This is a genomic window from Methylocaldum sp., from assembly GCF_039794385.1.
GTDB lineage: Bacteria > Pseudomonadota > Gammaproteobacteria > Methylococcales > Methylococcaceae > Methylocaldum.
In genome coordinates, this window is sequence record NZ_JBDIVO010000124.1 from 1 (window position 1) to 11,930 (window position 11,930).

13 protein-coding genes are annotated in these 11,930 nt (G+C 58.3%); 7 read left to right on the forward strand and 6 right to left on the reverse strand.

Going from position 1 to position 11,930, the window contains the following annotated elements; translation table 11 throughout:
• On the reverse strand, window positions 1-324 hold a 324-nt coding region (locus ABJK70_RS12180), incomplete at its 3' end, for a TetR family transcriptional regulator (protein WP_347258116.1).
• 252 nt (window positions 325-576) lie between these two features.
• Here ABJK70_RS12180 and ABJK70_RS12185 point away from each other — a divergent pair.
• The 4 genes from ABJK70_RS12185 to ABJK70_RS12200 are packed head-to-tail and all read left to right on the forward strand — an operon-like array spanning window position 577 to window position 3,550.
• Window positions 577-729, forward strand: a complete 153-nt coding sequence (locus ABJK70_RS12185; protein WP_166642458.1) for a hypothetical protein — start codon at window positions 577-579, stop codon at window positions 727-729.
• A gap of 8 nt (window positions 730-737) precedes the next feature.
• Window positions 738-1,259, forward strand: a complete 522-nt coding sequence (locus tag ABJK70_RS12190; RefSeq protein ID WP_077728254.1) for a cupredoxin domain-containing protein — start codon at window positions 738-740, stop codon at window positions 1,257-1,259.
• A 4-nt stretch (window positions 1,260-1,263) separates the two neighbouring features.
• Window positions 1,264-2,892, forward strand: coding sequence for a b(o/a)3-type cytochrome-c oxidase subunit 1 (locus tag ABJK70_RS12195; protein ID WP_347258117.1), 1,629 nt, complete (start codon window positions 1,264-1,266; stop codon window positions 2,890-2,892).
• A 1-nt stretch (window position 2,893) separates the two neighbouring features.
• The gene (locus ABJK70_RS12200; protein ID WP_077728252.1) at window positions 2,894-3,550 is read left to right on the forward strand and encodes a c-type cytochrome; all 657 of its coding nucleotides are present in this window, start codon (window positions 2,894-2,896) and stop codon (window positions 3,548-3,550) included.
• Between the two features lie 831 nt (window positions 3,551-4,381).
• Here ABJK70_RS12200 and ABJK70_RS12205 read toward each other — a convergent pair.
• The 4 genes from ABJK70_RS12205 to ABJK70_RS12220 form a co-directional block, all read right to left on the reverse strand.
• Entirely contained in the window at window positions 4,382-5,458 is a 1,077-nt protein-coding gene (locus ABJK70_RS12205) for a cytochrome-c peroxidase (protein WP_347258118.1), read from the reverse strand.
• Window positions 5,459-5,879: 421 nt separating this feature from the next.
• On the reverse strand, window positions 5,880-8,114 hold the full coding sequence (locus tag ABJK70_RS12210; RefSeq protein WP_347258119.1) for an EAL domain-containing protein: 2,235 nt from the start codon (window positions 8,112-8,114) through the stop codon (window positions 5,880-5,882).
• Window positions 8,111-8,356 carry a GDCCVxC domain-containing (seleno)protein gene (locus ABJK70_RS12215; RefSeq protein WP_086134458.1) on the reverse strand — a complete coding sequence of 82 codons (246 nt, stop codon included), beginning with the start codon at window positions 8,354-8,356 and terminating at the stop codon, window positions 8,111-8,113. Before ABJK70_RS12215 ends, ABJK70_RS12210 begins: the two co-directional genes overlap by 4 nt.
• Window positions 8,357-8,391: 35 nt before the next feature.
• Complete coding sequence (locus tag ABJK70_RS12220; RefSeq protein WP_347258120.1) at window positions 8,392-9,228, reverse strand: RNA methyltransferase; 837 nt, start codon at window positions 9,226-9,228, stop codon at window positions 8,392-8,394.
• A gap of 158 nt (window positions 9,229-9,386) precedes the next feature.
• Between ABJK70_RS12220 and ABJK70_RS12225 the strand changes: the two genes are divergently transcribed.
• From ABJK70_RS12225 to ABJK70_RS12235, 3 genes are all read left to right on the forward strand, one after another.
• Window positions 9,387-9,938: an rRNA large subunit pseudouridine synthase E gene (locus tag ABJK70_RS12225; protein ID WP_086134446.1), complete on the forward strand. Its 552-nt coding sequence runs from the start codon at window positions 9,387-9,389 to the stop codon at window positions 9,936-9,938.
• 116 nt (window positions 9,939-10,054) lie between these two features.
• On the forward strand, window positions 10,055-10,429 hold the full coding sequence (locus tag ABJK70_RS12230) for a hypothetical protein (RefSeq protein ID WP_347258121.1): 375 nt from the start codon (window positions 10,055-10,057) through the stop codon (window positions 10,427-10,429).
• Between the two features lie 84 nt (window positions 10,430-10,513).
• Window positions 10,514-10,657 carry a DUF3309 family protein gene (locus tag ABJK70_RS12235; protein ID WP_347258122.1) on the forward strand — a complete coding sequence of 48 codons (144 nt, stop codon included), beginning with the start codon at window positions 10,514-10,516 and terminating at the stop codon, window positions 10,655-10,657.
• A 77-nt stretch (window positions 10,658-10,734) separates the two neighbouring features.
• On the opposite strand, the gene ABJK70_RS12240 is transcribed toward ABJK70_RS12235, so the two are convergent.
• Window positions 10,735-11,930, reverse strand: a 1,196-nt coding sequence (locus ABJK70_RS12240) for an amidohydrolase family protein (RefSeq protein WP_347258123.1), incomplete at its 5' end; no start/stop codon positions are given.

Sequence of the window (11,930 nt, forward strand, 5' to 3'; positions counted from 1 at the left end):
TTTCAGGATCAGCCTGGGAAATTCCGGCCGTTTGGACATCGTGTCGTAGTAGAGACGGAGGAAATCCGTAAAGCCTTCCACCGACGACAGCATCGGGCCGTCCAGCACATCCAGCAACGGGCTCAACGTATCCCGGATCATCTCCTCGTACAGACCTTCCTTGCTGCCGAAGTAGTAACGGATCATCGAAATATTGGCGTCGGCCTTTTCGGCAATCCGTCGGGTCGTGACCTTGTGGTATTCGTCGGCGAGAAAGCATTCGAGAGCCGCCCTGAGCAGCCGGGACCGGACGGGGGCTGGAGCTTGTTCGGCGGCGACAGCCATGGTCTTCTCCTATAGCGGATGACGGAAACCAGAGTAGCATCCGCCTGTTGCCATCGATAGCGGTTTCGCCAATCAAAACGCGTCCTTTGATTGATTCATGGCTCGGCGCGCAGGGCTATTAGCTCTATCGCGTATTCGGCAAAACTTGTTGCGTTGCCGCCAAATCATAACGGATTAATGCTTGCGTTCGGCCATCAGGCGGGGCACACTCCACGACTGTTGAGGCACGGCTAATTTGTCAAGGGGACAAATATGGATATCAAAAATGAAGAAGAACGTTTTGATCCCTCGAAATTCACGCCGATCGGCACTTGGACACTGCTTTGCCTGATCGTCGCCGGAATGGTGATCGCCTGGCTTTTCCTTTACTTCGGCGTGTTTCTGCCGCGCGGCGGCGTGCAGTGAGGTGAGCCATGCATATCCACCCGCTCGAGAGAAGATGGATTTATGTCGTTCTGGCGGTCATCGGCATCTTTCTGCTGGCCATTTTCTACACCGCCATCGCACGAAACATCCATCCGCCCAGTCACATCGAAACCATCGATTCCGCCAGTCTCCATCTGAGCGAGGAATTCGCCGAGGATAAACTCGGCGTTTGGACCCAGCCCGACGGCACGATCAAAGTGACTCTGGTCGCTGCCCGCTACGGGTTCTATCCCCGCGAGATCCAGCTTCCCGCCGGAACCCAAGTGACGTTCCGCATCGCCAGCGCCGACGTCTTGCACGGCATCCATATCCCGATGACCAACATGGGCACGATGGTCGTGCCGGGCTATGTGTCCGAGATCACCACGACCTTTCCCAAGCCTGGCGAATATCCCATGCTCTGCAACGAATACTGCGGACTCGGGCACGATCACATGTGGAGCAAGGTGACCGTAGTGGCCAAGGAAAGCTGGCCCGCGGCACCCAATGCGCAACCGGTAAGGAGATAAGCGTATGCTCGCAATCGAAATCAGAAAACTCGCGCTGAGCCATTTCGCGGTCGCTTTCGGTGCCTTCGCTTTGGCGGCGGTTATGGGGTTCTATCAGGTGCTGGAGCGCAGCGACCTGATCCCGGCACTGCAGTCGCCCGGCGTGTACTTCGCTTCCGTCAGCACGCATGGGGTATTGATGGCTTATGTGCTGACCACCTTTTTCATCATGGGGTTCGGCTACGTCACGGCCGTGTCCAGCCTGAAGATGCCGCTATGGAATCTGAAATGGGCCTGGATCGGTTTCTGGACCAGCACGGTCGGGACGGGATTGGCCGCGATCCCGTTGCTGCTGGGTCGGGCATCGGTGCTCTACACCTTTTATCCGCCGGTGCAGGCCCATGCGCTGTTTTACATCGGCGCAACGCTGCTGGTGGTGGGCTCCTGGTTCTGGTGCGTGATCATGATTGCCATGCACAGGCAATGGAAGGAGGCTCATCCGGGCGAGCCGGTGCCCTTGCCGATGTTCGCTACTACCGCCAACGCGATTCTGTGGCTTTGGACCAGCGCGGGCGTGGCGGCGGAGGTTTTGTTCCAGCTTGTTCCCTGGTCCTTGGGATTGAAGGATACGGTGGATGCCGGGCTAGCGAGAACGCTGTTCGCCTGGACCCTGCATCCTATCGTCTATTTCTGGCTGATTCCGGCCTATATCGCGCTTTACAGCTTCGTTCCCAAGGCGGCGGGCGGGAAACTGTTCAGCCACGAACTGGGACGTGCGGCTTTCGTCATGCTCTTGGTGCTCAGTCTGCCGATCGGTTTTCACCATCTTTATATGGACCCCGAACAGAGTGCCGGCTTCAAGCTGTCTCACGGTGCGCTGACCTTTCTTGTGGCCGTGCCGACCTTGCTTACCGCCTTCACGGTGACCGCCTCGCTGGAGATGGCCGGCCGATCCAAGGGAGGCACGGGCTTGTTCGGCTGGATCGGGGCCTTGCCCTGGCGCAACTCCATGGTGCTCGCGGGCATTCTTGCGGCTGCGATGCTGGTCCTGGGCGGTTTCGGCGGCCTGGTCAACGCGAGTTATGCGATGAACGCCATGGTCCACAATACGGCCTGGGTGGCCGGGCATTTCCATCTGATCTTCGGCGGGACCACCATCATCATGTACATGGCCACGGCCTATTACCTTTGGCCACACGTGACCGGCAAGCCGCTTGTTTCGTCCACGTTGCCTCTCGTGCAACTGTGGTCGTGGTTTTGGGGGTTCGTCATTCTGACGACGGCCTGGCATATTCTCGGGTTGCTCGGCCAGCCGCGCCGCATTTCGACCGTGACCTACAACAGTCCCCTCACCTTCGCGTGGGATCCCTATATATTGACCATGGTCGTCGGGGGAACCGTGCTGACGTTTTCGGCCGGGCTGTTCGTCTACATCCTCGCGAAATCGTACCGACAGCCGGAAACGGCGCCGATTCAGGCGGACGAAATCGAATACGCGGAATCGCTGGACCCGGTGACCCGGGTGCATCCGCTGTTGAACGGTTTTAGAGTGTGGAATATAGCGATAGCGGTGCTCATGCTGGTGAACTTCGGCTATCCGATCGCCCAGTTTTTCCTGATCAAGACCTTTGGCTCGGTCGCGTGGGGGTACTGACATGAAAAAGGGCTATGTTTTCGCATGGATCGTGCTCGTTGCGGCGAACGGTCAAATCTCGGCGGAGCCTTCGACCCAGGTGGCGTGGACCCCGGAAACCCTGAGGTTCGTCAAGAACGGCGATGCCGAGAGGGGTAAGGAACTCGCGCAAGCTTGCGAAGCCTGCCATGCCGCGACGCCGGAAAACGCCGAAAGCGAATTCCCGTATCTTCAAGGGCAATCGGCGACCTATCTCTATAAGCAGCTTCACGATTACAAGAGCGGCAGCCGCTCGAACGAGATCATGGTGGGCATAAGCGCCGGCCTGTCGGATCAGGACATGGCGGACGTCTCGGCCTGGTACAGCCGCCAGCCCCTGCCTCCCGCAAAGAAGGCAGATGAGGTTCCGGACACGATCCGCAAACTCGTCGACCGCGGCGACGGAACGCGCATCGTAGCGCCCTGCGCCGTCTGTCACGGTTCCGCCGGGCAAGGCCAGACCATGGATACGCCGGTCCTTGCCGCCCAAAAGGCCGCCTATCTCGAACAAACGATGCTGGCGTACAAATCCGAGGCGCGACGCAACGATATCTACCGGCGCATGCGCCTGATCGTGCAGCAGCTCAACGACGAGGAGATCCGGCAGTTGGCGAGGTATTACGCGGGTTTGGAACGGTAACTTTTGCTGCTATCGATTGTTGCTCCAGTCATCGGTGCAGGAAAAACCATGAGACTAGAAAATAAACCGGAGAAATTTCTTCGCGATCTTTGATTGTCCCGGTTGTTACTTGTTTTTCTTGCTTTCGGCATGTTGTGGATTGGTTACGATTACTACGACACTGCAGAATGCCTTGCGATAAGTGGCGTTTTCGCGAAGCGCTTTGGCCTTATCTGCGAATACGGGGGATTCTTGGCGATGGTGGCATTTCAGACGGGCTTTGCAGGCGCGCTTATCTATTTTGCATTTAGTAAAGGGATGAAAGAACGTCTTCGTAAGCGGTATAACTCATAAGTTGGAATAAGCGTTAGCGTTTCGGTGTTTGCGTGCCGGGAACGGCCAATCTCCCCCTCGCCCGCTCCCAAAGCACACGGGTATCTACATAAGTCCTTCAAAGAAGGAATCGCGGCGCGATGACTTTTTTGATTGTGGGTTCTCGCACCCACGGGCGAGATACTTTTCTTTGCACAGCCAAAGAAAAGTATCCAAAAGAAAGGCCGCCCGGTTGCCGCTTTATCCTTGCGCTCCTCGCTTTCGGCCGGGTTCGCCAGAAGGGCCTTCCATGCCCCTCTGGCGACGCGCGGAATCCCTTCCGCGCCCCTTTAGGGCTGTTCCGGCCGAAAGCTGCGGTGCTCGGCGCGGCAAACGGGATTGCAAGAAACCCGGAAACGGTAGTTCCGGGTCAAAAATTCGTGTAAATACCCATGTTCAGAGGGAGAGGGAGAACAAATGGGTCCCTCTCTGTGTAACAGAAGGGGGGATGAGGGCAGCCCTTATCTCGAAACTATACCGCTAGTGCTTTTCTGTCCCCTCGGGTTTTACCGTACCTTCCGGCGTGACTTCCACGATCGGCAATGGCGTGTCTTTGGTGTGAGGCGGCAGGTGGGTCAATTCGATTTTGGGTTGATCGCCGGTCAAGGTTCTCAAAAAGGTGGTGACCGAATCGATTTCCGGATCGGTCAGCTTGGCGCCCAGTTGCGCCGTGCCCATGATGGCCACGGCCTGCCTGAGATCCCACACCTGGCCGGAGTGGAAATAAGGAGGCGTCAGCACGATATTCCTCAATGAGGGCACTTTGAAGACGTATTCGTCGCTGGCGGTATTGGTGACGGTGAATCGTCCCTTGTCCTTCAGCGGCAGGATTTCCGCACCGGGTTTTTCCACGACGCCGAAAGGAAAATAGCCGTTGCCGCCGATGTTGATGCCGTTGTGGCAGTTCGAGCAGCCCTTGTCCATGAACAGCGCCAGGCCTTGTTTTTCCGCATCGTTGAGCGCTTTGTCGTCGCCTTTGAGATAGCGGTCGAACTTGGAATTCGGGGTAATCAGGGTCGCTTCGAAGGCCTCGATGGCCTTTGCCAGATTATCGAAGCTCACCGGGTTGGGTTCGTTCGGGAAAGCTTGCTTGAAGCGTTCGACATAGCCGGGGATGGTGTTCAGGGTTTTTTCGAGCCGCTCGGGGGTATTGTTCATCTCCACGCTGGCCTGCAAGGGACCCTTGGCTTGCGTTTGAAGATCGGCCGCCCGCCCGTCCCAGAACTGGGCGATATTGAACACGGAATTCAGCACCGTGGGTGCATTGCGGGGCCCTTTCTGCCATCCGTGTCCGATCGAAGTCTGCTCGAGATCGACGCCGCCCAGCGCCAGGTTGTGGCAGCTATTGCAGCTGATCATCCAACTCCTCGAAAGACGCGGATCGAAGTAGAGCATCTTGCCCAACTCGATCCTTTCCGGCGTAACGACAGTGTTCCGGATGGGCGGCGGTTCGGTGGGAATGGGTTTGAACAGGGCCTGCGCCCTTTGCATAAGCTCCTCGGCTGCCCATGCGTTTCCCACCACCATAAGCGGCAAGCACAAGATTAGTCTTTTCACCTTTCCTCTCCTCGTGAAAACCGAGTACCAGAACCGGCAAGCCCTGGCGAGTGATTATCCTAGAAACGGCAGTTGACCGCTTCGATGCATTAGAGAAGTCCAATGAATCGTAAGTGTCCGACCTTGTACCGGTCTCACCTTCTGGGTGAAGCCGCTACGCACCCGATTGCACGGCGGGCAGGCCACCTGGCGGCGTTGCTCCTTCTTGCGGGAGACCACCCCGCGGCGGCGTCGCGCCCCTTCGACGGGGCTCAGGACAGGCCTGCCATCCGGCCGGTCCGCCGCACACTCGCGCGCGTCCGACGGCCGTTTCTAGAATTATCGGATCGCACTTCAGCCGCTCAAATGCGATTTATCAACTGCAAGATTAGAGAATCCTAGAAACGGCCGTCGGACGAGTCCGAGCGTACGGCTGGCCCGACTATGGGATTCGAGTGTGGCGTGCGGCGTACGGTTCCGGATCCCGGCCGAGAAACGCCTCGAATTCGCCGGCATCGATGGGTTTTTGGAGATAGTATCCTTGGCCGAACCTGCAATAGATGCGCTGCAGGAACGCCAATTGGTCCGCGGTTTCGATACCTTCGGCCACGGCATCCAAATCGAGGTGCTGAGCCAGGTTGACTATGGCTTCCACGATGGCGGCATCTTGTTGATTGTGCCCGATGCTGCGGATGAAGCTGCGGTCGATTTTCAGCTCGTCGAGCGGCAGTTGTTTGAGATAGGCCAGGGAAGAATATCCGGTCCCGAAATCGTCCAAGGATAAACGCACACCAGCCTCTTTCAGCTGCCGCATCTTCTTCAGCGAGCCTTTGAGATCCTCCATCACGACGTTCTCGGTCAGTTCGAGCGCGATCAGGCGAGGATCGACTCCCTGCTGGGCCAAGATCCGCAAGATCGTCTCCACGAGCTGCGGATGGCGGAACTGCACCGGGCTGAGGTTGACCGACACGGTGCGGATGTCGGCGAGCAGGCCCGTTTGTTCCCAGCAGCGCAGATATGCGGCCGTTTGCCCGACGATCCACTCGCCGATGGGCAGTATCAGGCGGGATTCCTCGGCGAGGGAAATCAAGTCCGATGGGCCGATGAGCCCCCTTTCCGGATGCAGCCAGCGCATCAGCACTTCCGCGCCCGAAGGCCGGCCGCTGTGCAAATCGAATTGCGGCTGGAAGTGCAGGCGCAATTCGAGTCGGTCGATTGCATCTCGGAGCTCCTGCTCGAGCGCAAGTCTTTGCTGAGCGTTTTTGTGCATCTGAGGATTGTAGAACCGGATGGCGTTTCGGCCGTCGTGTTTCGATCGGTACATCGCCATGTCCGCATGCTTGAGCAGATCTTCGCCGTTCCCGTCCGCATCGGGAAAAAGGGCGATGCCTATGCTCGAGGTCACATGATAAGAATGATCCCCCAGCCGATAAGGCTCCTCCAGCGAGGCAAGCACTTTCTCGGCTATTTTCCAGCACTTGTCACGGGCGTTCTCGGGTCTATCCGCCAGCTCGCAGAGCAATATCACGAACTCGTCGCCGCCGTACCGCGCTACGGTGTCCTCGCTGCGAACCAGCGAGACCAGGCGATGGGCTATCTGCTGCAATAGCGTGTCTCCCGCCGAATGGCCCAGCGAGTCATTGATGTTCTTGAAGTTGTCGAGATCCAGAAAGAGCAGCGCGCCGTGCCAGCCGTGCCTTCTCGACGCGGCCAATGCTTGCTCGATCCGAACCTGGACGGAGCGGCGATTCTCCAGCCCGGTAAGCTCATCGAAGAGCGCCAGTCGCTCGGCCTTGGCTTCGGCCGCCATGCGAATCTCGACTTCGTTTTCCGCCTGCCGATAGGTGGAATACATGTTGATCATAAGACCGGTCAGTACACAAACGTAGCTGGCGCATTTGAGCACATGGGCCAGATTGAATTCGAGGTCGAACAGGCCACTCGACAAGGGCATGAAGACGGCTTGGGATTCGAAGCTCACGATCAACGACAGTATCATCCAATGCTCGAAACTGTCGGTCTTCCATCGGCCTTTTCTCAGATAACCGATCAAGGCGAGCAGAAAGAGGATTGCCGGAAAGAATTCCTGAGGGCGAAAAAACGGACTCAACAACACAAAATGATGAGACGGCGGGAGCGGTACGAACGCGAAGAAAAGAAAACTCAGCAACGCGGCCCCGGCAGCCGTCGAATAAACGGTTTTTTCGTCGAATCGGCCGGCTGCGCCGAGTTTCGCCTCGCGGCGCCAAATCCACCCGCTCAACAGCAGCGCCGCAGACAGAAAGAAACGGGATGCCATCCAGCTCCACGGTATCAACGACGATAACGCCGAGGGCAAGCGCTGACTCAGCCACTCCGAGGTCACCAGGGCGTGGTGCCCGTCGAGGAGGCCGGTGCCGAGGAAACCGGTGCCGATAACCAGAAAGGTATTGCTCTTGCGGCTGTAGTAGCGGACCAGGGCCATGGCTCCGACGACGAACGCCAGCAGCGTCGCGACCGTTTCCATAATGGTGTGCAGATGCGCCGAGCCGGTCCACGAATGGCCGCGCAACGCGAGGTAGCCGGCGACGAGAAGCAAGGCCACGAGCCCGTAGCTGAACAGACGGGGCCTGACCGGAATATCGGAGTGGATATTGTTCAAGGCAAAGGACGGTTTAAATTGATTAACTTTAGTCAACTATCGTCGACATGATGGTTCGCCTTGGAGCAACAATCCGGATCGTGGGTTTGTACCGGCGGGCACGGTACGCTGCCGTAGGAGCAGAAGACGCAGCAATCCCCCTGCTTGGGCCTCAGCATCCGTCCGCAGCCGGCGCATTCGTAGAACCACTGGCAGGCATCGACGGGCATTTGTTCCTCCCGCGAAAATCCGCACGCCGGGCAGGTGATGATCGATAAGGTTTTTGGTGGCGTTGTCATAAGTTTTTTCCGCTGGAAACCGCCGACCGGTCGAATCAAGCCGATTTTCTCGGGCGGCTTTTCGGAGTGCCGGCGCCTCTCGATTTTCCACGTGGAGGGTTCGGGCGACGCGTGGGCCGCGTGGCGTCGGATCGCGGACGCAACGCGTAAGCCAGGATCGCCGCGGTCGCCGACACGTTGAGGGATTGTACCTGGCCGGAGCCCGGCAGGGTCACGACGGCTTCGCAAGCCGCCAGCGTCGCCGTCGGTAGCCCATCTTCCTCGTTGCCGAGAACGACGGCAGCGGGGCGCGGGTCTTGCGTCAGCGTTTCCATGGAAACGCCGCGCCCCAGGGCCGTGCCCACGACGCGGTAATCGCGTCTCAAGCGCTTCAGTGCCTCGGGCAAAGACGTGGCCTTGCGGATTTGCAGGTATTCGAGCCCGCCCTCTGCCACCCGATAGGCCGATTCGGAGAGTCCGGCTTGAGCCGGGTGATCGGAAATCACCAGATTCTGAAATCCGAAAAAAGCCAGCGTGCGGGCGATGGCGCCGAGATTATGAGAATTGCTGACGCCGTCCAGGATGAACAGGGGCTGCCCGCTTTGAGCCCACTGATGGGCTTCCCCGAGATCGAGGGGTGGAATCGGGCGCGGCTCGGCAACCGCGACGATACCGCCGTGCAGCATGGTGCCGGCGATGCGTGCCAACTCCTCGGTGTCGACCATGCGGTAGGGACGACGGAAGCGTGCCATATAGGCGCAGAACTCGCCGACCAGGGGCACCATGTGCTCTTCATAAAAAAACCGCAGTACCCGGTCGGGATCGCGCTTGAATAAGGCGGTAACCGCGGGCAGCCCGGCGATTCTGATCGTCCGCTCGGGCGGGTGGGCCATCGGTTTCTCCGGCTGCGGGCGTTTAGGCGTGCGTACTTGGCGGGGTGAGCGGTCCGAGGGACGCGGCGTTTTCGGTTTGGACACGGAAGGAATTGCATAGTAGTTTCTACGGTTTTCCATTCTACCCATTCCGCACCGTCCGCGGTGAGCCAAGACCCGTGTCCCGCCTGATACTTTTCAATAAGCCCTACGACGTTCTGTCTCAGTTTACCGACCGCGCTCACGACCGCGCGACGCTCGCCGATTACATTCCGCTCAAGAACGTGTACCCCGCCGGTCGGCTGGACCGGGACAGCGAAGGACTTCTCCTGCTGACCGACGACGGCCGCTTGCAGGCGCGCATCGCCGATCCGCGTCATAAGTTGCCTAAGGTTTATTGGGCGCAGGTGGAAGGGGTTCCGGACCAGGCGGCGTTGGAGCGGCTGCGGCGCGGGGTGCTGTTGAAGGACGGTCCGACTCGGCCGGCCAAGGCGCGCGTCATGGAGGAGCCTCCGGGTCTTTGGCCGCGCGATCCTCCGATTCGCTATCGTGCCGCCATTCCGACTTCGTGGATCGAACTGACTTTGCGGGAAGGACGCAATCGTCAGGTACGGCGCATGACCGCGGCGGTTGGATTTCCGACTTTGCGTCTCATTCGCTGGGCAATCGGGCCTTGGACGCTGGGCGACCTCAAGCCGGGAGAATGGCGCGAGGCTGAACCGCCCCGATGAACACAGACCTCACTTCGATCTTCCCGATCGACGAGGTGAACCCGAAAGACGAACAAATGTCTACAAGATTATGGCTCGGGAAATGGGCCTGAAGGATCCAATGGAAGTTCACGGATATGGATACGAAGCGCGCATCATTTGGCGCTTTGCTGCTTGTAATAGTGCTATGGCTGGCTGATCCTCTGCAAGCGAAATCCATGACTGTAACTGCCACCGCTTACAATTCCGTCGTTGCGCAAACCGACAGCACACCTCATATCGGTGCCTGCAACAAACCCATTGAATCCAAACGCAACATCATTGCTGTCTCACGCGATCTTTTCGAGATGGGGCTCAATTGCGGAACGAAGGTTAAAGTCCATGGCGTGGGTGAATTCGTCGTGCTGGACCGTATGCACGACAGATGGGAACGGCGAATCGATATTCACATGGGCAAAAAATTGGGAAAAGCGGTAGCTTGGGGCGAGAGAAAAGTCAGAATCTCGTGGTAGGCTCCGATACCGATCCACACAAACGAATCCGACCTTCGGCTTTGGCCGTGGAACTTAAGGGATGTTTCTATATGGAGATTTTCGATGGAAACGATTCTACTGATTGTTCTGATCCTGCTGATTTTCGGGCTCCTTCCCACGTGGCCGTACAGTAGAGGATGGGGATATTACCCGAGCGGCATCGTGGGAATAATTCTGATCATTATCATATTGATGATTTTGCTGTAATCATCCTCCTTAGGCGAACAGGCGCACTCGAATCGAGTCTCGGCGAAGCGTGACAAGATCGGGCTCTAAACTGCGGTTTACACCGGACCTCCCCTGAGCCGCAGCAGGTCGAAAAACTCCCGCCTCGTCTTCGGTCCGTAGCTGGCGAAACTGGGCTCTGGGTCTTCGAGGTACGCTTGCTTGATGCCGGCGACGCGGTCGGAAGCGGTGCGCCTTTTTATTTCCTCCGTCGAGATGCCGTAAGGCTTGGCGGCATTCAAGCCGAACACTTTGGTCCGCAATTCCGCAGTAATCTCCGGATAGCCGTGGCGTTCCCTAAGGGGTTCGCCGATCTGGAACGCACGGAAAGCCTGAATCTGGTCTTGGGGGCTGCCGTACCAGATCGAATCGGTTCCCCACAGCACGTTGTTTTCGCCCACGTATTTGAACAGCTTGCCGAGCACATGGGCGGCCTGGCCGGGGTCTCGCATCAGCAGCTTCCAGGTGCTGCCGAGTTCGGCGTAAACATTGCTGTTCGGCGGAATTCCATTGTCCTGGACGCTCTTGATGAGCGAGTCCACACCTGCCGAAGCGTTATTGGGATCGTACGGCCCTTCCTTGCGTTTCGGCTCGTAGCCCGAGTGATAGACTATAAAGGCGACGTCCGGAAAGCGCTTGGCCACCACGCCGATATCGCGGCAGGTCGAATGCGTATAGTCGAGGCCGAACAGGGGAAGCCCTTTGTGTATGCAAATCACTTTCACGCCCAGACTGCGCGCTTTTTCGATGAAGGGAATCCCGACGTTCGGATCGTCGAGCCAATATCCTTTTCCCGAAGGTCCCCACTGGGTATAGGTTTTCCAGGCGGCGACGCCGTATTTTTCCTTTTGCACGGACATCGCATCGATTTCACCCGGCAGATTGGGACGGACCAAACCGTGGATCAGCAGCCGGTGCGAGTCTTTCAGGGCGTCCACCGTGGCCCGCGTGGCGGCGGCGTCTTCGATGGTCAAGGGATCGTCGCCCGGGGCTGCCGGGACGGCGGAGAGGACCGCCATGGTGGTGTCGCTGTCCAGGAATACTTCGCGGATGAAATGTTCCGCCGAGAAGCACTCGATGGCGCCGTCGCCGCAATCGGCCTGCGGAAAGAAGCGGAGGCTATACGTCCAGCGGTTGGTCGGTCTTCGCCACGGCCCCTTGGGATTCACGTGGTGTCCCTGAATGTCAAAGATGAACTCCTTTCCGCCCAAAGCCGCTTGGGCCAGCTCCGGTTCGTAGGCCGCTTCTAGCGGGA